Raw genomic sequence first — 20,493 nt, forward strand, 5'->3', positions numbered from 1 at the left:
ACCATGACCATCAACAATGCTGATATCATCCAAGCAGTTCTGCAAGAGCATCAAGAACCAACCAAGGGTCCCTCTTACAACTTCAAAGAGTCTGACATTTGGGAAGAAATCTCTAAACTCAATCGAGCTGAGCAAGCTGAGTTAGCCCTTGCCATGGTGCAAGCCTATAAGCACCACATGGAACAGGCGACTAACAATGACGATGGTGATGCCTATGGCAACGCCTCTGGTATTGCCAATGTGTTGCTACTGATCTTAAATCGCAAACTACCTTTTACCGCAGACGGTGTGATTGAATTTCTAGTCACCTGTCAAGATCGGAATCTGCGCACCTGGTATTGGTATACACCTGTCAAAAAGCTGACGCGAGATTATCTCAAAGACCATGTTCTAACGCCCGAGCTGCAAGCTGCTATTGAAGCAACCTGCAACAGCTGGTCACAACTTTACGGCGATGCACCCAAAGCCGCCAACCAACTACGCTTGTTAATCTCCGCTGAGACCAAAACTCTGGCAGTCACCCCCGGAGAACCCTGGTCTGATGCAGCTAAACAAACTATCGAAGCACTGCCCGAAACCAAACAAGCTACCTGGATTCAACTGCTTGCAGCCTGCTCTACAGCCTCTGGCGGTAAACCCACCGCCAAGTGGCTCAAAAGCGCCAAACCTCTGCGCCAGGCTGTAGGTATAGACACCTTTCAACAGTATCTAGTGGAGTGGTGTCCACTGGTAGACCAGCCCCGCACGCAGCCTTTGCCCGGTTGGCGTGGTGGTGATGATGTGATTCAAGACAAAAATGCCGACATTCTCAAAGGTTTAGTGTGGCTCTGTGCGGATCAAACCGAGGAAGAGTTGGTGCGTGCTTTGGGAAAACTAGCAGTTTCAGCCTATCGCAAAATTCCTGGCATTGGACCACGGTGCGTGAAGCTGGGCAATGCCTGTGTGTGGGCCTTGGGGCAAATGCCCACAGCGGATGCCATTGGTCAGCTGGCATTGTTAAAGGTAAAGGTAAAGTTTGGCACGGCCCAAAAGGGAATTGAAAAAGCACTGACAGCTGCGGCTGAGCGAGAGGGACTACCCCGAGAAGAAATTGAAGAGTTGGCGGTGCCCACCTATGGGTTGAGTGAGGTGGGCGTGCGGCGAGAGACATTGGGCGAGTTTACGGCTGAGCTGATGGTGACTGGCACTAGTAGCACAGTGCTACGGTGGCTTAAGGCAGATGGCAACGTGCAAAAGTCAGTGCCTAAGGCCGTTAAGGATAACTACGGTGAGGATCTAAAGGAGCTAAAACAGGCAGCAAAAGATATTCAGAAGATGTTGCCCGCCCAGAGAGACCGCATCGAGGCATTTTATCTACAGCAGAAGACGTGGGGTTTTACTATCTGGCAGGAGCGTTATGTCAATCATCCATTGGTGGGTACTTTAGCGAGACGGATGCTCTGGCAGTTTGAAGAAGATGGAAAACATGCTGTAGGGTTCTGGTTTGACAGGGAAAACGGTCCCCCCAGCTCCCAAAACTTGGGGGAAGTCTCTGCTCAAAGTCCCCCAGACTTGGAGGATTTAGGGGGCCAAGGCAAGATAGCCAACACGACTCAAACATCTTTGAAGACAAATCTAGTCGATCTACAAGGAAAACCCATTGACTGGTTGACACATAAAACTCGCGTCAGTCTATGGCATCCGATTACAGCAACAACTGAGACCATTCAGGCCTGGCGCAGTTGGTTAGTTAACCATGGGATTCAGCAGCCGTTTAAACAGGCCCACCGGGAGATTTATCTACTCACGGCGGCTGAAGAGACTACTCGTGTGTACTCCAATCGGTTTGCAGCCCACATTATTAAGCAGCATCAGTTTAATGCGCTGTGTGGTCAGCGGGGCTGGAAGAATCAGCTGAGGCTGATGGTGGATGATGATTATGAACCGGCACGGTTACTATTGCCCAAGTGGGATTTGCGGGCAGAGTTTTGGATTGAAGGGATTGGGGATGACTACGGTAGCGATACGACTGAGGCGGGTACCTATCTTTATTTAGCGACGGACCAGGTGAGGTTTTACCCAATTGATGCGGCGAGTAATTTTGCCCATGCGGGTGGTGGTGGTTATGGCACCTATCGTAATGCTCCAGCAGAGCCGATACCGTTGAGTGACATTCCGGCATTGGTATTGACAGAGGTGTTACGGGATGTAGATTTGTTTGTGGGTGTTGCCAGTGTGGGCAATGATCCAAACTGGACGGATGGTGGCGCTGAAGGACGACGACAGTATTATGACTACTGGCATGATTATTCGTTTGGGGAGCTATCGGCGACTGCCCAGACGCGACGGCAAGTGTTGGAAAATTTGGTGCCCAAGTTGAAGAAGATTGCTAGCCGCTGTTCGTTTCAGGAACGATTTTTGGTGGTGAGGGGGGATATTCGCACCTATAAGATTCACCTGGGCAGTGGGAATATTTTGATGGAGCCGAATGATCAGTATTTGTGTATTGTGCGGGCAGGAAAAAGTGCGGCGGATAAAGTGTTTCTGCCCTTTGAGGGGGATAAGACCCTGGCGCTGATTTTGAGCAAGGCGTTTTTGCTGGCCGAGGATACAAAAATTACAGACAAAACAATTTTGAGCCAGATTAACCCGTAGGTTGGGGTTGAAGTGGATTGTTGGGTTTTGGAGAGCCGCAAGGGAGCAGAGAATGTTGGATAAAGTTATCAACCCAACCTACGGGGGATGTTCATCTCTGGTGAATGACAATATCGCCCCCACTGACCTTTTGCAAGAAGAGACGATCGGCAACATGGTCAAGAAGCCGGACATAGTATCTACCTGTCAGGCAGAATTGAACGATAATTCAAGCTTATACTACTCATCCTCAGCCTTTTCCCACTCCAGGGTAATCTCCAAACTTGTCGTCCCAGTTCCCCTGGCCAACGCCGCAATCAGATGACCCTCCTGCACCTCCACCTCCACACCAAAGGTCACACTGGCTTTGGTTGGTTTCGCTGCATTAATCGGCTTTGCAACGGCCTTCACAATCCCCTCAATGGAAGACGTTACCCTATCAAACGAAGACTTAGACCCTAACTTATCTGAATTACCCCGTGTTACTTGGGGTGGTTTTACCTTGACATAAATCAAGCTGCCATCGTCTAACTCTACAGGGACTGTTTGGCCCGATTCGTAATTCATGAGCAAGCGCTAAAACATCAGCTCTGTTATAACGCTCGTACCACAATTACCCAACCCACCAGCAACATTTCGACAGGCAAAAAAAAGCCACCCCCATTAAAAGGTGACTCGGATGTTCCAGGAAACTTAACCAAAATTTGACTGATTACGGCAACGTCTCTTCCTACAGCGCCGCCCTATTCGTCAGCCACTCTGCGGACCAAAAGCGCACTGCACCATCAGCACTGCTGCTCATCAACACCTTGCCCTCATCAGCAAATTCCAGATCCCATACAGCCATTGTGTGCCCCCTCAGGGTTTGCACCCGCTGATGATTTTTCACATCCCATAGTTTCACTGTGTGATCATAGCTGCCACTGGCCACCGTGCGCCCATCGGGGCTAAACGCCACTGAATATACTGCGCGCCCATGGCCCACAAACATACAAACAGGTTCAAATTTTTGCAAATCCCAGGCAATCGCGGTCCTATCTTGACTACCGCTCACCACCATGGTGCTATCGGGGCTAAATGCTAAATCCCACACCGTTCTCTTGTGCCCATGCAGCGTGAGTAGCTTCATCTTAGTTTTGAGATCCCACACGTGAAGCATACCGCGCCGATCCCCGCTGACAATAGTCTTGCCATTGGGGCTAATAGCCACCGCCGTAATTCCGTGGGGGTGCTCAAACGTGTGTAACAGCTCACCGGACCAGATATCCCAAATTCTGACAGTTTTATCAAAACTGCCACTCACCAAAAGGCTGCCATCTTCGCTGATGGCCAACGATTTCACATCATCGGTATGCCCAACCAAATCATGAAACAGTTGCTTTGTCATTAAGTTCCAAATGCGAATATCGTTGTCCCAGCTACCGCTGGCCAGCAGCTTGCCACTCGGAGTCAAGACAACATCTTCGACCGCATCAGAATGAACTTGGTGGGATTGCAACAACTTGCCAGATACGGAATCCCAGACCGAAATAGTGCCATCAAAATGCCCCGTTGCAAAAATCTGGCTGGCCGCATGCATGGTGCTGCCATAGGTCACCGCATCGGTTGTAAAGGCCTGCCGTGAGCCAAAACGATTATCAAAACCAAAAGAGGCATGGGCATCGGTGACACCTGACGCTACATTAACGGCACCCATACGGGTCGCCATCGGTGGCGCAACCATGTCTATACCCACTGCGATACAGGCAGCCACTAAGCTAATTAAACTCAGCTTTTCAGCGGTGGATGTCTTCTTTTTACGGGATTTTTTAGCTTTAGATGGTTGATTTTCGCGTTGCTGACGCTTTTTACTGGCAAGATTTTTTAAAAATGAGTTCCTTTTCTTAGCTTCGGTAGATTTTGATGTGACGATCATGACGTTTATACTGGCACCACTGATAAATTCCAACAGAAGCCTATGCCTAGCTAGACATAGAACTCCTTAGCCATGGCTGCTGCCCATAAAGAGGTGGACAGACATCCTCGAATGGGCCCCCTCTTGTGTTTAGTGAGGGAGTATATCAATAACAAAGGGCACCTCAAATCATCCGCTGGGCCATGTTTGAACCCCCAGGTTCGATGAAATGAGGTAAATATTAGTTGATTCTGACTTTAACCAGGTCTTTCTGAAATTCTGATCCTTTGCGAACCAGGAACAAAACTGTAATGGCGATAATGCAGATGGCAGCAATTGGAGTAACCATTGTCCACTGACCTGCCATTTTATTGATGACATGCCAGGTCAGCAGAAACATGGCGGCATAGGTCAATGTATGGAGGCGTTTCCAATTTTTTTTGAGCCGCTTTATGCTCCAGTTGTTAGAGGTGATTGTTAGTAGCGTAAAAATAATGAGTGTTGACAACCCCTCAACACTGGCTCGGTAGGTATGGAAATCAAAAAAGTCAAAATTACGTTTGCGAATGACAAAGTAGGTATGACCAACCGCAAGTACAAAAGATAGAATGCCAATAGCTCGTCGCTGTTTGAGTAGCCAGCGAACAATGCTATGGCTTTTGAAAGCTGGAAAGACAACGCGGATAATGGTTGGTGCCAAAGTGGCGACATAGGCAACCAGTGCCAGAAACCCCAGATGGTTTCCAAGGGGCACGGGCTCAAACGATAGACTCATCTCAGGTAGAACACTCATCGGTTAACTGCTGCTTAGGAGACGCCCAAACCGAACTAAACGTTGGCGTGAAATCTCCTTAACGGTCGAATTGTCTGTGAGTACGGAGTCTACTTGCAACGCTGTAACAAGGCTTCAAACATTTTTAAGACTCCGACTTTAGACTAAATGAAAAATAATGATGCACCCATTGTGTCCCCGATCAAACAAGATACGTTTGAAAAAATCCCTGCTAAATGTAGTTGAGCAGGGAAATAATAAATGCTCTTGCTAACGTATATATGTTAGAACGGAGTAATTTCACCCACTCATATTGATCCGGAGACTTTATCAAAAGTTTCTAGTTTCCCCATGAATTGCTAAAGATTCTGTAGAGAGTCAAATCATGACTTGACTTTTATGTCTTCATATTACTAACAACATAACTTCCCCCCTAGTATCTGAATAATGCCAAACTAGGAGGGAAGTGCTGAATTAAGTTATTTAGGGCGATTTTTCTAGCTTAGGATGATAAAGCTTGCCGATAGTTAGACTTTTTCAGTATTAGTCCTAAAGGGAGCGCCTTAAGGGCTTCACCCGCTGACTCAAAGCGAAGATGGTAATTTGGACTGACCATTCGCTCGAAAAGTTTAATAATGTTCGAATCTGCCTTGACCAAATCCGTTAGCTTGCCCTTGCTGCTGGTCTTAACGAGCCATTCAGGAGACTGTCCTGTTAATGATTGTAGGACAATCATGCCGATGGAATAGACGTCGCTGTTTAGCTGAGGATTACCAGCACGCTGCTCAACGGGTTGATAGTTGTGGTGTTTCAAAATTGCTTGGCGGTAGGCCAATGAATGGGACCGCAGATTGACAAATAGCCGCTTGAGGACACCATATTCCACCAGGATGATGCGATCGTCCGATTGACGACGTACAAAGCTTTGGGGATGACATTCACAGTGGACAATTTTCCCTTGGTGAAAGGGGTGTATGCTGCTAAGCAAATTGTGGGTTAGCTGCAAGACGTGGCCCATGGATTGCGCACTGTCGAGCTCATCGACTAAGGATGTGCCTACAATATCGGACTGTACCCAGTAGAATTTATCATCTTGCTCAAACGAATCTAGGCAAGTGGCAATATCATCCTGTCGAGTGATGACCTTGAGAAACTTCATTTCTGAGTCCAGGGCATCACGCACCAGGGGCAGTAGTGAAGAATTTCCGACTGGTAGGTTAAAGACATTGATGATGACTGATTTGGCATCATTGTCGAGATCTTTAGCCAATAATCGCTGGCCAAATGTGTTTTCACTCAGCACTCGGCTAACTTCGTAGCGCCCCTTTAGAGACTCCTCAGAGGACTTGTTCCGGCTAGGCTGCGGAGATGTGAACTGTGTCTTTAATGATGAAAACTCGCTTTCTAATTCTGAAAATTGAGATAGCGCAGATTCTAATTTTGTGAAGGTTAGGGGGTTGGCTGCTGACGATGTGCTGTCAGGGGATGTCACCCCTAACAATGTATTCACCTTGCCTAGCAGACGCTTAAGTACAATGGGTTTAGTATCGTAGTCGTTGCAGCCAACTTCTAACGCTGTTTTCCAGTTACCTGATTTATTGTTAGTTGTTAACGCAATGATAGGGATATGTGCCGCTGCCGTGGATGCTTTCAGGATTTTGATTGACTGCCATCCATCCATCACGGGTAAATCCGTATCCATGATGATTAAATCGGGCTGCTTTTCGATGGCCAGTGATACACCTTTGTCGCCATCGGTTGCAGTCAGAACCTCGTATCCGCAATGCTTCAGGCGTCGTTCCAGCATTTTGCGGTTTAATGCATTGTTTTCTACTAACAAAACCTTAGGCATGGCGAATAATAAGGGATAGATTGAACACTCAACGATGTCAGGACGTCATGGTTAAGCTGTCGCCCAACCGACTTAGCAAAATTAGACCGCAGCACAAACATGCAGTTCTTCTAAAAAGTCTTGCAAATTCAAATCGTTGCGATAGTAGATACTTTGAACATCATTGGCAATTTGGATGCTGATCTCTGTTTCGATAACTGAATTAGCGATCGCAATAATAGGAATTTCCTCAAACGCCGACGTCTGTCGCAGCGACTTGATACACTGAATCGCATCAGACTCCAGACTTAAGTCAATTAAAATAAGGGTCGGTGGTTTGTCTACCTGAGCCAGCGTCAAGGCATCGGCACTATTGTCAATACACTTAACTAACCAGGTTTCTTGCTGCAGCATACGAGTAATAACTTCTTCATTCTTTTCGCGTGCTTGCAGTACTAAAAGCCATGGTTGCTCTTCTTGGATGGGCTGGCGGTTGCCTTGAACCACTTGAGGTAAGCGCAGAGTAAACTGGGAGCCTCTATCAGACTGACTTTCTACTGTAATATCTCCTCCCATCATGTTGGCAAACTGTTTGGTGATGGTCAGGCCGAGTCCTGTGCCGCCAAACTGTCGAGTGGTTGAACTATCGGCTTGGGCAAAGGCTTCAAAGACCTTTTTCTGTTGTTCCGATGTCATACCAATGCCAGTGTCTGTGACAATAAAATCAATCCATGGTTGATCCCCTTCCATGCTTGATTTAACTGTTAAGGCAATGGTTCCATCTTGAGTAAATTTGTTAGCATTACTGAGCAGGTTTAACAAGCTCTGATGCACTTTAGAGTGATCGGCCGAAATTACGTCTACATTAGCTCCCTGATGGACAATTAGCTTATTACCCTTCTTTTGAATGAGGGGATTGAGGACATCAGCAACCTGTTCAACTAAGAAGGAAATGGAGAATTCCTCAATGAATAGCTCCATGCGACCTGATTCAATCTTGGAGAGGTCAAGGACTGAATTAATTAGGGTCAGTAGTTGTTTGCCGGCATCTTGAATACGATACAGATCGGTTTGGGCATCTTCGACAGAAAGGTCTTCAGCTTCTTCAGCCAGCATCTCACTGTAGCCAATAATGGCATTGAGAGGTGTGCGTAGCTCATGGCTCATATTGGCCAAAAATTCGCTCTTTGCCTGGGTTGACGCTTCAGCGCTTTCTTTAGCGTGGCTTAAAGATTGTTCCCTGAGGACAACTTCGTTGGCCATGTGCTCAAAGGCTCGAGCCAGTTGCCCCGGCTCGTCGGTGCGGGATGTCAAACTGCTGAGGGATGTGGTGCCGTCTGAGTTAGTGGGTAGGGTGACCCGTTGTCCTAGACTGATGTCGCGGATGAGCTTGTTGAGTTGGCCGAGGGGACTAATCACTGTTTTTCTTAGCAGGTGATTGATAACGCCAATGACGACAGCAAATACACCGGTAAAGATGGCAACCGCGAGTAAGAGATATTGATTTCCTTCTATAAATACCTGGCTGGAGGGGACGTATATGGTCTGAGCCGCAACGGTTTCTCCTAGTTTCCAGCCGTAGCCATTTTCAGTACCATAGGTTTGCCGCATACTGGGTGGCGCATCTGAGGGGATGCCATGGCATTCTAAACAGCTCTCTTTTTCAATGGTGAGCGGGCGGCTGATGTACAGCAGCTTTTTACCCTCCATTCTGCGATAACCTTTGAGTTCTTCTAGCTTGCTGTTTTCTCGAAATTGATTGACAACTTGGGTTTCAAACTCGTCTGCTTGATCCCTTGGATTAGTTGGATTTAGGGTTGCTTCTTTGTATAGAAAATCCTCATATTCATTCGCGGCGCGGAAACCTTCAAATACTTCCCTGGCGGAATAGGCCGGTACGGTTTCAGGAATAAATTCTGTCGCTTCAGCCAGTTCATCTGCCAGATGGGGTCTTACCTGCGCACTGGTGTAGTTTCTGACCGCATTCATGGTTTGGATTAATATTTCTGCCCGATGGACGATTTCGCCCTCAGCTTTCTGACGCATCGCAGCTGAGAGAATTAACCCACTGGCAATAATGCCCACGAAAAAAATAATCGTTAACATCCTGGTAAATTGATTACCAAGACTAGAAAGACGGCGTTGAGACCTCATAGTGTATGACTCACCCTAAAAGTTAGGCATATAAATAATTTGGTGTTGCTGATCCTTGGCAGGGGTCAATCTAAGAAACACTGATGTAAAGCAATCCTGCCCGATCGCTTCATCCCTTAAATCAGCAACAGCAATAATTCCTCTATGGGTCGATTATGTGTTATGCCATGGTGAGGAATAAAGTATGGCTCAACGGTAAAACCAATAATTTATGGGTATGTAGATATTCGCTAAAATATTTTGGTTCTTTCCTGGTGGATAGAACCGTAGCTATAGAGTACATTTCATCCGTTATAGCTACTTTTTTGGAGAGATATATAATTTCTGTTCCTATTTCTCAAGGCTGAATATTTAGCTTTGATGAAATCTGTAGATTGAAGGGCTTATCAGTAAAATTACCGTTGCTTTATTTGCAGATGAATGGGTCTGGAGAAAGCGGTCATAACCAGCTCTTATGAATTATGTCGCTTTAAAATTGGGCAACTGATAGATCGGCCCTCGACTATTCGACATTTTGTTTTTCTTTACCCATGGGCAACAGTGTGGTGATCTGCCAGGGTTGTTGTTCGTTTTTTTCGATACTTGGTGTCAGGGTTATCAGGTCTTGGATATTGTGCTCCATAGTTTGACAGATGGCATTTAGGGGCAGATCATTGCGATCGCACCCAAAAGGATTTTCAATTTCCAGGCCAATTTCTTCCACACCAAACACAGCAAAGGCAACCAGGGCAACCACCGGAATCGTCCACCCGTTGAGCTCGCTCACCACCTGAAAGGGTAGGGCCAAACAGTACATCACCAGTAGCTGTTTAAGGTGGATCGAGTAGGCCAAGGGCAAGGGTGTGTTGAGGATGCGTTCGCAGCCGCCCAGGGAATTGACCAAACTGTTTAGTTGTGAGGTCATGGCCTGGAGCTGATAGGCATTAATCCGACCTTTAAGCTGTTGCACCTGTAGATAGTCCCCTAGCCAAAAGGCAATTTCTAGCGGTGGGCTATTCATACCCATGAGTTTTTCTAGCTGTGGGGGAGTCACTAGATGGTTCAGCTCATGGGCGCAAGGCTGCTGTCTCAGATGTTGCTTGGTTGCGATCGCAAATGCCACCAGTAATTTCAGCGCCTGCTCCTTAGACTGGCGGCTGGTATCCACCGACACCCAGATTTGGCGGGCCAGGTTGCGGGTGGTATTGACGATGTTGCCCCAGAGCTTGCGGCCTTCCCAGAAGCGTTCATAGGAGGCATTGGTGCGAAAGACCAGCAGCAACCCCAGGACAATGCTGGGGACAACACCGCCTAAAATTGGCCAGGAAACGGCAAAGCCTGCGTTATCCAACAGCGTTACGATCAGGGCAAACCCAACACAGATACCGACCCTGGGCATCACCGCCCGAATCACGGAACCGCGCAGGCAAAACAGGGTTTTAAACCAGGGTCGACGATCTTCTGCCATGGTCATTGGTAAATTGATAATTAACAATTGACAATTATTAATTGATAATGGTCAATTGCTAGCGGATATCATAGCCAAACAAATTGGGGTCAGCTTCACCCATCTCTAGATCCCCCAGACCGTATTCAGCCCAGCGGCGTTCCACCATGGCGGCTATCTCTGGATCAGACTTCAGCTCGTCGCCCCACTGGTGATCGGTTTCGGGGGGTACCTTGGTGGTGGCATCAATGCCCATGCGGCCACCTAGCCCTAGTTTTTCGTTGGCAAAGTCTAAGGAGTCAAAGGGGTTATCCGGCAGGATAAACACATCGCGGGTGGGGTCTACTTTAGAGGTGAGCGCCCAGATCACCTGGCGCGGGTCGCGGATATTGATGTCATGGTCGACGACGATGACAAATTTGGTGTAGGTGAACTGGGGCAGGGCGGTCCAGAAGGCCATGGCGGCACGGCGGGCCTGGCCTGGATAGGCTTTTTTGATGGAAATGACGGCAGCTTTATAACTGAGGGCTTCCATGGGTAGGAAGAAGTCCACAATTTCGGAAACCTGCTGTCGCAAAATGGGTGTGTAAATGCGGTTGAGGGCGATGGCAATCATCGCTTCTTCTTTAGGGGGCCGACCGCTAAAGGTGGTTAAGTAAATGGGCTCTTTGCGGTGAGTCACACAATTGAATCGGATCAGTGGGGCCTGCTCATTTTGCGGCCCATAATAGCCCATGTGGTCGCCAAAGGGGCCGTCAATGGCGACTTCGCCGGGGGTGATGGTGCCTTCGAGAACAAATTCCGACGTGGCGGGGACTTCTAGATCGATGGTTTTACATTTAGCCAAATGCACACCGCTGCCGCCGTAGAGTCCGGCGAAGAGCCATTCGGATAGATCCACAGGGATGGGGGTGGCGGCAGCCATAATAATTAGGGGATGGACGCCGATTGCGATCGCAATTTCCAGTTTCTTCCCATTCTCAGCCGCTTTGCGTAAATGTCTGGCTCCGCCCCGCACTGACAGCCACTGGACGGTCATGGTGTTTTTGCTTTGGAGCTGTAGACGGTAAACGCCGACATTGGGAATACCGGTTTCGCAGTCTTTGGTGATCACCAGCCCCAGGGTAACCACTTTACCGCCGTCCTGGGGGTAGGGCTGGATCATGGGAATTTGGGTGAGATCGACGTCGTCGCCTTTGAGGACGACCTGGTGACAGGGTGGCAACAGGTCTCGCTGGGGTTTGGCTTTGAGGACGTCAAATAGAACTTTGCCAAATTCGATGGCTTGGGAGATTTTTTTGGGGGGCTTGGGCTGCTGGAGCATGCCGAGCTTTTTGCCCAGGGTTTCTAGCTCCTGGGGGTGTTCCATGCCCATGGACCAGCAGGTGCGTTCTACGGTACCGAGCAAATTAACGACGACGGGGTGGGGAGAGCCTTTAACGTTTTCGAAGAGGAGGGCGGGGCCGCCGCATTGCAGCATGCGGTTGGAGATTTCTGCTATTTCTAGCTCGGGGTCGACGAGGGCTTTGATGCGGCGTAGTTGGCCACGTTGTTCGACTAGGTTAATGAATTCGCGGAGATCTCGGGCCATGGGGGTAAGTGGGTCTTTGTGGTAATGAGAATCCCGCAGAGATTTCCCCCCTTTAGAAGAGGAGACCAAGGGGGGTCCTCGGTAGATGATGCAAGTTTACGAAACGTAAAGCCGCATTTTCTATTATGCGAGGAAATGAGCGGGGTGGGATGATTTGGCACAGTGATGAGCGGGGTTGGTCAGGGGAGAAGGGGGTGGGAGATGAGGGCTACTCCGCTTCTAATACCGTGACTTCATACCGGGCGTAGTCTTGTTCAATCGATTTAATCACTCGCACCGGGCGGACTTCGCCAGGCAACATGGGGGCGTCGCTGCCGTAAACGGCAAGGATGTCTTGGTTGAGAATTAGTTCTCCGTTGGTATTGTAAAAACTGGCCTGTAGCTTGAGTTTGCGAATGGCACTGTCGCCGGTGTTGGTGACGCTCCATTCGGCATCGAAAAAGGCGCTGTCGGTGAGGTCGTAAAGATTGAAGTTTTCGCTGCGGGTGGCTAATGCAAACTTGACCTGGGTGGGTTGCTGAAAACTCCAGGTGTAGTCGACGGGGGGGGCTTGTGCGTAATTGGGCGGAGCGGGAACCTCGTCGATGGTGGTGAGGTTTAGGCGAACGTCGGTCAGTTCTGGGGTGATTTTTTGGATCAGGTCAAAGGCGTGGGAATCACCGGGGCGGACGGTGGCGTCATTCTCGGCAATGGCGTCTGTGCTGTCGGTTGCGATCGCCACGCCATCTTTGTTTAAATACTCAATCTGTAGCTGTAGGCTATCGATTTCTTGATCGCTATCGTTGAGCACCACGCCCTGCAACGTGTAGTAAGAGGAATCTGTGTAGTTATCTAACCGAGATAACCGTGGCTCAATAACGACACCGGGCTGGTCAAAGTTGATGGGAATATCGACGGCGGTACCTGTGCCTGGGGTGTCAATTGCAATATCTTCAGCAGCGGTGTTTGGAGCAGCGGATGGGCGATCTGGGGTCTGGCCAGGGGGTTGCCCTGGGGTGGCCTCAAGGACAGCGTCTTGGGTGAGCTGTCTGATTTCGGACCGTTTGACAATCGTGTCAACGGTGAATTTCAAGCCGCCCAACAATAACAGGCCAGCTAAACCAAACCACAGCAGGCGCTGACGACCACTGACTTCATGTTCCAGGGCGCTGATTAACATGACCGCGTCTTCGTTGCTGGGGTTCAGTTCCAGGCAACGTTTGGCTAGGGCAATGGCTTGTTGTTTGTCTTCGATATGCTTGTGTTTGCCGTAGCGCTGATCGTAGGCGTATGTGAGGGTTTGCAGGCTTTCAAAATTTAATGGATCCAGGGCTGTTGCCTGGGTGAGTTCTGTGATGGCTTCATCAAGGCAGTCAAAGTCCAGGTAGTTGCGTCCGCGTTCAAGATGGTCCTGGGCTTTTTGCTGAACAGCAGCTACATCCTCCGAACTCAACCCAACTTCTTCAGCTAGGGCACTGAGTTTATCGGCTGTTAGGGGCTCTTCCCACGCCAATAGTCGTTGAATATAGGTTTCGATAATTTGCTCACGACCCATGGGGCACTCCGTTGACCTGGTTATTTCGCCACCATCTACACCATAGCAATACGCAATAAATCACGGAATTACGAACAAAATGCCGGTAATTCCTGATTTATCTTTTGCATGAATGTGTTTGCGGTTAACCAATGCGTTATGACCTATTCTGCCTCCACTACGGTAACTTGATAGCGGGTATACCCTGAAACAATGGGTTTAATCACCCGGAAAGGGCGGATTTCACCCGGCAGCAGCGGGGCGTCGTTATTTTGAATGGCCAGGATGTCTTCTTTCTGTAAAAGCCGATCGTTGGCGCTATAAAAGTTGGCTTCGAGCTTGAGTTTTTGAATGGGAACATCGCTGGTATTGATAATCACCCATTCAGCATTAAAAGTGTTCGGACCTGTGGGCGGCTTTTTCTGATCGGTGTCCGTTTTGTCGGTGGTGTTAGCGGTCGGGTCCAGATTGTCAGGTTTAGTGGGTATCGCCATATCGGATACGCCAACGTCTTCACTGCGACTGGCGAGTTCAAAGCGGATGCTGTCAGATTCTAAGGATTCCCAGCTGTAGTTGATCGGTGTGGGTGGCACATAGGTTCTGCGGGCGGGGGCCTGCTCTAGATGGGTGACGCCCAGACGCACACTGGCTAAATCTGAGGGAATTTTTTGGAGCAAATTAAAGGTGTGGGTATCGCCAGGGCGAATGATGGCATCGCTGGTGGCAATGGCTTCTTTGCTGGTGGATGCGATCGCAACATCATTGCGGTCCAGGAACTCCACATTCAGCGCAAGTCTTCTAAATTCTTGGTCACTGGCATTGATAAAAATGCCCTGCAGCTGATAGTAAACCTCGTTTTCGTAGTCCCCCAGCTCCGACAGCCGTGCTTCTAGCACCAGACCCGCATGGTCAAAGAAAACGGGAATGTCCACATCAGCGGAAAAGTCTAGTTCTACCGTGCTGGCTGCGGTATCAGCAGCGGCCTGGGTAGCATCGCCGGAGGCATACAGGGCTGACCCTGGAACGATGGTGCCGGGGGCAGGCCCCATGGGTGCTGGGGGTTTAGAGAACATGGGTAAACGACTGACACCCATTAACCCAATGCCGACCGTAGCAGCGCCACCGGCTAACAGGGCCACCTTTTGCCGGGTCCATTGAGAGGCGTTTTTTGGGCCTTTTGCCGGGTTATGCTCTAAAAAGCTAATTAAAACCAGTGCTTCCTTGTCATCGGGTTTAAGTTCCACACAACGCCTGGCAACGAGGAGCGATCGCTGACGATCCGTGGCGTCTTTGGTGCGGTTATGGCGCAGGTTATAGACATTGGCTAAGGAATGCAGCACCTCCAGGTTAAGCGGATCCAAATTGGCTGCCTGGTTGAGTTCCTTAACAGCATCATCAACGCAGCCAAATTCGATGTACGCACGACCACGGGTGAGGTGTGCCTGAGCCTGGTTGTTAATGGCCTCCAGCTCAGCATCTGTAATCCCCACCTCTTCAGCAATGGCTGCGAGGGTTGCGTGCGTTACTGGTTTTTCCCAAGCCAGCAGTCGTTGAATATAAGCTTCAATGATGCGATCTCGACCCATAATCTACTCCGTGTCTACTCAATGCATTCCCTATCCCCTGAGTGAATAAGGATAAAAATGTGACTAAGTTGAGTAAAGTCTTTGTGGTAGGAGCACAAATTGGATCTTGATCAAGATTGTTCAAGGTGCCGTTGTCGCTGATGGTGTCCCTGTCCCAGTTTAATCTGAACCATTTTTCTCTCGGTTGCGACTAAACTGTTTGACCCAACAGTTTAAAGTTGTTGCCCTAGGGGACAGATGCACTCCAGGTAGAACTATCAGCACTGGGGGACTCATAGGTGGTGAGACCAACAACCTGCTGAATGTCATTCACAGTGACACGAACGCTCATTAAGTCTGGCGTAATTTTGTGAAAGAGTCTAAAAGACCGGGTATCGCCAGGTCGGATGATGGTGTTTGTGTCAGTTACACTAACTTGATGAATAATGGAAATCGGCAAGCCATTCCCATCTAACAATTCCACCTTCAGGTCAAGCTTGATAACTTCTTGGCCACTGTCATTAATAACAATGCCATGGAGCTTGTAATAAGGCTCTCCTTTATACTCACCCAGGCGCGACAACCTCGGTTCAATCAGTAGGCCAGGATAGTTAAAGGCCACCGGTACATTGGGGCCTGGGTCAAAGGTGTAGCTACCGGTACTGGCCGTTGTGGGTCCAGCGGTGTCAGAAAATGTGTCTTCTGGATCGATCTCGACGATGGTGTCAGAAAAGACAGGCAAACGGCTAACACTCATAAAACCAATACCAATGATTCCGACACTACCCACTAGCAGTGCTAGCTGACTGACCAATGCCGCTGCATTTGGGGTACGAATCGGCTGCTGTAGAAAGAGAATTAGCAGGGCAATTTTTGTCTTAGTTCGACGAGAGAGCATTGTCGGACTAAAGACATTTTCTAGAAAGCCAATCAAAATAAAGATGTTTGGCTTTGACTGTAACGAGATTGCTTCAGGAATAGCATTGCGCCGTAGAGACCGCACCAGTGCCTGGGCTTCTTTATTCTGGGGCTGTAGTTCTATGCATCGCTTAGCCAGACGTATTGCTTCCTGACGATCTTCCAGACCACTATCCTGTTTGTAGCGAAGGTTATAAATCTTCACTAAAGCAAACAAAACGTCCAGGCTGATCGGATTTAGAGCTTTAGCCTGATTAAATTCATCAAGAGCCTTCTCCAGGTAGCCAAATTCAATATAGTTCTGGCCACGGCTAAGATGTCCCTTAACCTGTACATTGATAGCCTCTATTTCACCCTTGGTAATGCCGACCTCTTTAGCAATCGCTTCGAGGATGGCTGGTGTCACTGGCTGGTTCAATTCAAGCAGCCGTTGAATATAAGCTTCAATAATGCTAGCGCGACCCATAAGTCTACTCCGTTTTAGCAATTGCCTGAGGGTAGATTGCGTAATCGGTTTATAGGCAAGCGATCATTGGAAATCGTCTCAATGATGCTGACCCAACCCATGGTTGACCCTGTCCCTTGTTAATGAATTCGCAATGGGCCTTATTAGATACGGATAAAGTTTCGACTAAATTCAATAAAGTCTTTACAGTGCATCCATGATTTAGGGCAATGGCATCAAGGGATAGATAGCGAACTAGAGACGATGCAACGTTAAACTACAACGTGACTGTTTAATCTAGATCAGGGTGCGATCTTAATGGGATGCGCCCGATTCTGGGTTTCCCTGGCGGTCCAACTGTGTTCCCGTTGTGCCTAGTGGTGTCTGTTAACCTTACCCCTGATCAACTACGTTCTATTAAGGGCCAGCTTGACCTGGTGCTGATTGCCCTTGAAACACTTGTGGGCATTGGATCAGAAGCAATTTTAGACCAGGCCAAAGCCGCCGGACTCAACACCTTCCTATCGGATCGGGTAAACCTTTGGCGGTTGCGGCAGTCGAGTCCTTTGCGTAAAGGGCAGGGCCGTAAAAAACTGGATGTGGATGAGGCGCGGGCGCTAGTGTTGACCACAGCCCAGCTAGCCAGCAAACATCGGCAGGCCATTCACCAGGCTGTAACCGCGTTAGAAAAGGCGACAGCAGACAGTACCCCACCCCACCGTGTGGCGATTTTAGGCGACTATCTCGATCGGTTTAGCAATACCTATACTGAACGGATGGAAGAGGATGTGAAGCCCAATGTGTTGGAGAAACTTGCCTTTCAGCTATTAATTGATTTGCTATTTTATAGCGGTGGTGGCGGCCAGCAGCGACTTTGGCAAGCGCTTTTAGATCGGGCCGAATAGATTGACCCCGAATAGGCCGATAATGGGTGGGTCAAAAAACGCACATGGCACATGACCACAGAGCTGCTTAAGGGTACAAACCTATACCTGGTAGGCATGATGGGTTCTGGCAAAACGACCATCGGCAAACACCTGGCCAAACTTCTCAACTACCGCTTTATTGATACTGACGATGTGATTGTGCAGGCCACTGGGCAAAGCATCAATGACATTTTTGCGGCGCAGGGGGAAGCGGCTTTTCGCGATATTGAAACCCAGGTGCTAGGCCAGGTTGCGCCCTATACCCACACGGTCATCGCCACGGGCGGTGGCATGGTGATTAAACAGCAGAACTGGAGCTATTTACAATCGGGGCTGGTGGTGTGGATTAATGTGGCCGTTGATGAACTGATCGCTCGCCTGAGTCGAGATAAGTCCCGTCCATTGTTACAGGAGGGCGACCTGCGCCATAAGCTCACCACGCTGTTAGAGCAGCGCCAGGCTCGTTATGCCCAGGCCGATGCGACGGTGGTTTATCAGCATGGGGAAAAGGTGGATGCGATCGCATCCCGCATCCTCGATACCCTACAAACCGTCATTACCAAAAACCCAGCCACCAGCACCACCCTCGATCGATAACCATTTTGCAGGGACGTTCCATGGAACGTCCCTACCCCCGTTCCCTATCCCTTCAATCCATATGGAAACCGCCGCCAATCGCGTTCAAATCCTCAGCGAAGCCCTACCCTACATCCAACGATTTCGTGGCCGTACCGTTGTAATTAAATACGGCGGTGCCGCCATGAAAGACAGTAGCCTCAAGGACGACGTCATCCGCGACATTGTATTTATGGCCTGTGTCGGCATTCATCCCGTCGTCGTTCATGGCGGCGGTCCTGAAATTAACACCTGGCTCAGCAAGCTCAACATCGAACCCCAGTTTAGAGACGGTCTGCGCGTCACCGATGCCCCCACCATGGATGTGGTGGAAATGGTTCTGGTGGGGCGGGTAAACAAAGAACTTGTCGGTTTAGTCAACGCAGCGGGCGGTAGCGCCGTTGGCCTCTGTGGTAAAGACGGCAATCTGATCACCGCCCGCCCCCATGCGGCTGAGGGCATCGGCTTTGTCGGCGAAGTCACCCATATCAAACCCAAGCTCGTCCAATCCCTGGTAGACGCAGGCTACATCCCCATCATCTCCAGCGTTGCCGCCGACACCAATGGCCAACCCTACAACATCAACGCCGACACCGTGGCCGGTGAGCTAGCCGCCGCCCTCAGTGCCGAAAAGCTGATTCTGCTCACCGACACCCCCGGCATCCTCAAGGACTACCACGACGCCTCTACGCTCTATAACAAACTCGACATTCAAGAAGCCCGTGCATTGATCGATGCCGACATCGTTTCCGGCGGCATGATTCCCAAAGTCACCTGCTGCGTTCGTGCCCTGGCCCAGGGCGTCCGCGGTACTCACATCATTGACGGGCGGGTGCCCCATTCACTCCTCCTCGAAACCTTTACCAACTCCGGCATCGGCACAATGCTAGTCGCCTCGCATCAGACAGCTTAGAATAGGGCGCAAGGTTTGCAGTTTAACTACAAACCCTGCACCCTATTCCTCCAACCTTAGATATGTCAGCTACCTGGTGGAAAAAACTCAAACAAAACTCCCTGGCCCGGTTTGGCGCTACGGTTCTGATTATTTTCTACCTGACGGTAGCATTTGCAGAGATAACGGCTCCCTATAATCCTTACGAGCAGCAGCCCAGTGGGTCGTTGTTACCGCCGACTACGGTGTATTGGACGGATCAGGTATCTGGGCAGTTTATTGGTCCCCATGTGTATCCAGTGACCCAGGGACCGGTAGACATTGAAACCGGTGAGCGAGTAACTGCAACAGATTTTTCAAAGCCATCACCGATTCGGTTGTGGGTTAAAGGGTCAGAATATAAGCTGTTTCAGCTAAAGCTACCCTTTGTGAAAAGCATTTCCTTTGAAGAGTCCATGCAGCTAGAAGAGACAGAACTCTTCAAAGGGTTTACCTTTGACCGTCATGTGTTTGGCACCGTTGGTGAAGGTAAGTGGAATATTTTTGGCACCGATGAGTCAGCCCGAGACCAGCTCAGCCGATTGATTCACGGTGGTCGCATTAGTCTCAGCATTGGTCTTGTGGGAATTATGATTACGTTCCCCCTGGGCCTATTGGTGGGCGGCATTTCTGGTTACTTTGGCGGTACCGTTGATACGGTGATCATGCGCCTGGTTGAAATGATTATGACCATTCCAGGTTTCTTCTTGTTGGTCACACTGGCGGCGGTGTTACCAGCGGGCCTCAGCAGTTCCCAGCGATTCTTACTAATTGTTCTGATTCTGTCATTTATTGGCTGGACGGGCCTAGCGCGGATTATTCGCGGTGAAGTGTTGTCACTAAAAGAACGCACCTTTGTGCAAGCAAGTCAGGCCATGGGGGGGCGGTCGTTGCACATCATTTTGCGACACATTTTGCCCCAGACAGCCACCTATGTGGTTATCTCAGCAACGTTGGCAATTCCGGGTTATATTCTCTCAGAGTCAGCCCTAAGCTTTATTGGTCTAGGCATTCAGCAGCCGGATGCATCCTGGGGCAACATGTTATCTTCGGCAACAAATGCATCGATTTTGGTGTTGCATCCGTGGTTGATTTGGCCTCCGGCAGCGTTGATTGTGATTACGGTGTTGTGTTTTAACCTGTTGGGTGATGGTCTGCGGGATGCGTTGGATCCACGTAGTTTGGAGGAATGATCTCCCAGGGTGGCACGAGGCACCACCCCTACAGGGTTGTTGGTTTGAACCGCGGGTATGAATAATGGCACGACGTAGGGGCACTCCCTTGTGGATGCCCCTTGCG

At 49.4% G+C, this 20,493-nt stretch carries 15 protein-coding genes; 5 read left to right on the forward strand and 10 right to left on the reverse strand.

From position 1 onward, the window contains the following. The first annotated feature begins 3 nt into the window (after positions 1-3). Complete coding sequence (locus U2F10_RS12495; protein WP_499872277.1) at positions 4-2,634, forward strand: DUF4132 domain-containing protein; 2,631 nt, start codon at positions 4-6, stop codon at positions 2,632-2,634. 219 nt (positions 2,635-2,853) lie between these two features. Here the strand turns inward: U2F10_RS12495 and U2F10_RS12500 are convergent, their stop codons facing one another. The 10 genes from U2F10_RS12500 to U2F10_RS12545 all read right to left on the reverse strand — a co-directional run bounded on the left by U2F10_RS12500 (position 2,854) and on the right by U2F10_RS12545 (position 16,743). Continuing rightward, on the reverse strand, positions 2,854-3,180 hold the full coding sequence (locus tag U2F10_RS12500; RefSeq protein ID WP_163664291.1) for a CU044_2847 family protein: 327 nt from the start codon (positions 3,178-3,180) through the stop codon (positions 2,854-2,856). A gap of 163 nt (positions 3,181-3,343) precedes the next feature. Beyond that, positions 3,344-4,528 carry a WD40 repeat domain-containing protein gene (locus U2F10_RS12505; protein ID WP_163664289.1) on the reverse strand — a complete coding sequence of 395 codons (1,185 nt, stop codon included), beginning with the start codon at positions 4,526-4,528 and terminating at the stop codon, positions 3,344-3,346. Between the two features lie 220 nt (positions 4,529-4,748). Next, complete coding sequence (locus U2F10_RS12510; protein WP_250564925.1) at positions 4,749-5,300, reverse strand: ferric reductase-like transmembrane domain-containing protein; 552 nt, start codon at positions 5,298-5,300, stop codon at positions 4,749-4,751. Positions 5,301-5,781: 481 nt separating this feature from the next. Continuing rightward, positions 5,782-7,131 carry a response regulator gene (locus U2F10_RS12515; RefSeq protein ID WP_163664287.1) on the reverse strand — a complete coding sequence of 450 codons (1,350 nt, stop codon included), beginning with the start codon at positions 7,129-7,131 and terminating at the stop codon, positions 5,782-5,784. Between the two features lie 81 nt (positions 7,132-7,212). After that, on the reverse strand, positions 7,213-9,264 hold the full coding sequence (locus U2F10_RS12520; RefSeq protein ID WP_163664285.1) for a c-type heme family protein: 2,052 nt from the start codon (positions 9,262-9,264) through the stop codon (positions 7,213-7,215). A gap of 502 nt (positions 9,265-9,766) precedes the next feature. Next, positions 9,767-10,711 carry a bestrophin family protein gene (locus U2F10_RS12525; protein WP_163664283.1) on the reverse strand — a complete coding sequence of 315 codons (945 nt, stop codon included), beginning with the start codon at positions 10,709-10,711 and terminating at the stop codon, positions 9,767-9,769. A gap of 58 nt (positions 10,712-10,769) precedes the next feature. Then, a complete protein-coding gene (locus U2F10_RS12530) occupies positions 10,770-12,281 on the reverse strand; it encodes a UbiD family decarboxylase (RefSeq protein ID WP_163664281.1) in 1,512 nt (503 codons plus the stop codon). A 208-nt stretch (positions 12,282-12,489) separates the two neighbouring features. Continuing rightward, a complete protein-coding gene (locus U2F10_RS12535; RefSeq protein ID WP_499872279.1) occupies positions 12,490-13,815 on the reverse strand; it encodes an FxLYD domain-containing protein in 1,326 nt (441 codons plus the stop codon). Between the two features lie 143 nt (positions 13,816-13,958). Then, on the reverse strand, positions 13,959-15,380 hold the full coding sequence (locus tag U2F10_RS12540; protein ID WP_163699508.1) for a hypothetical protein: 1,422 nt from the start codon (positions 15,378-15,380) through the stop codon (positions 13,959-13,961). Positions 15,381-15,606: 226 nt separating this feature from the next. Further along, positions 15,607-16,743 carry a tetratricopeptide repeat protein gene (locus U2F10_RS12545; RefSeq protein ID WP_163664275.1) on the reverse strand — a complete coding sequence of 379 codons (1,137 nt, stop codon included), beginning with the start codon at positions 16,741-16,743 and terminating at the stop codon, positions 15,607-15,609. A gap of 302 nt (positions 16,744-17,045) precedes the next feature. Here U2F10_RS12545 and U2F10_RS12550 point away from each other — a divergent pair, with 302 nt between their 5' ends. The 4 genes from U2F10_RS12550 to U2F10_RS12565 all read left to right on the forward strand — a co-directional run bounded on the left by U2F10_RS12550 (position 17,046) and on the right by U2F10_RS12565 (position 20,387). Continuing rightward, positions 17,046-17,627, forward strand: a complete 582-nt coding sequence (locus U2F10_RS12550) for a DUF3038 domain-containing protein (RefSeq protein WP_499060802.1) — start codon at positions 17,046-17,048, stop codon at positions 17,625-17,627. 51 nt (positions 17,628-17,678) lie between these two features. Then, entirely contained in the window at positions 17,679-18,245 is a 567-nt protein-coding gene (locus U2F10_RS12555; protein WP_499872280.1) for a shikimate kinase, read from the forward strand. Positions 18,246-18,306: 61 nt separating this feature from the next. Beyond that, positions 18,307-19,176, forward strand: coding sequence for an acetylglutamate kinase (argB, locus tag U2F10_RS12560; RefSeq protein WP_499872281.1), 870 nt, complete (start codon positions 18,307-18,309; stop codon positions 19,174-19,176). 62 nt (positions 19,177-19,238) lie between these two features. Beyond that, a complete protein-coding gene (locus U2F10_RS12565) occupies positions 19,239-20,387 on the forward strand; it encodes an ABC transporter permease (protein WP_163664269.1) in 1,149 nt (382 codons plus the stop codon). The last annotated feature ends 106 nt before the right edge of the window (positions 20,388-20,493 follow it).

The organism is Leptothoe sp. EHU-05/26/07-4, from assembly GCF_043421015.1.
GTDB lineage: Bacteria > Cyanobacteriota > Cyanobacteriia > Phormidesmidales > Phormidesmidaceae > Leptothoe > Leptothoe turfae.

Bases quoted from the DNA above. Each gene is read 5' to 3' on its own strand.
- U2F10_RS12515 (WP_163664287.1), bottom strand. From the start codon at position 7,131: ATGCCTAAGGTTTTGTTAGTAGAAAACAATGCATTAAACCGCAAAATG.
- U2F10_RS12495 (WP_499872277.1), top strand. From the start codon at position 4: ATGACCATCAACAATGCTGATATCATCCAAGCAGTTCTGCAAGAGCAT.
- U2F10_RS12500 (WP_163664291.1), bottom strand. From the start codon at position 3,180: ATGAATTACGAATCGGGCCAAACAGTCCCTGTAGAGTTAGACGATGGC.
- U2F10_RS12525 (WP_163664283.1), bottom strand. From the start codon at position 10,711: ATGGCAGAAGATCGTCGACCCTGGTTTAAAACCCTGTTTTGCCTGCGC.
- argB (WP_499872281.1), top strand. From the start codon at position 18,307: ATGGAAACCGCCGCCAATCGCGTTCAAATCCTCAGCGAAGCCCTACCC.
- U2F10_RS12565 (WP_163664269.1), top strand. From the start codon at position 19,239: ATGTCAGCTACCTGGTGGAAAAAACTCAAACAAAACTCCCTGGCCCGG.
- U2F10_RS12545 (WP_163664275.1), bottom strand. From the start codon at position 16,743: ATGGGTCGCGCTAGCATTATTGAAGCTTATATTCAACGGCTGCTTGAA.
- U2F10_RS12510 (WP_250564925.1), bottom strand. From the start codon at position 5,300: ATGAGTGTTCTACCTGAGATGAGTCTATCGTTTGAGCCCGTGCCCCTT.
- U2F10_RS12540 (WP_163699508.1), bottom strand. From the start codon at position 15,380: ATGGGTCGAGATCGCATCATTGAAGCTTATATTCAACGACTGCTGGCT.
- U2F10_RS12535 (WP_499872279.1), bottom strand. From the start codon at position 13,815: ATGGGTCGTGAGCAAATTATCGAAACCTATATTCAACGACTATTGGCG.
- U2F10_RS12505 (WP_163664289.1), bottom strand. From the start codon at position 4,528: ATGATCGTCACATCAAAATCTACCGAAGCTAAGAAAAGGAACTCATTT.
- U2F10_RS12530 (WP_163664281.1), bottom strand. From the start codon at position 12,281: ATGGCCCGAGATCTCCGCGAATTCATTAACCTAGTCGAACAACGTGGC.
- U2F10_RS12520 (WP_163664285.1), bottom strand. From the start codon at position 9,264: ATGAGGTCTCAACGCCGTCTTTCTAGTCTTGGTAATCAATTTACCAGG.
- U2F10_RS12555 (WP_499872280.1), top strand. From the start codon at position 17,679: ATGACCACAGAGCTGCTTAAGGGTACAAACCTATACCTGGTAGGCATG.
- U2F10_RS12550 (WP_499060802.1), top strand. From the start codon at position 17,046: ATGCGCCCGATTCTGGGTTTCCCTGGCGGTCCAACTGTGTTCCCGTTG.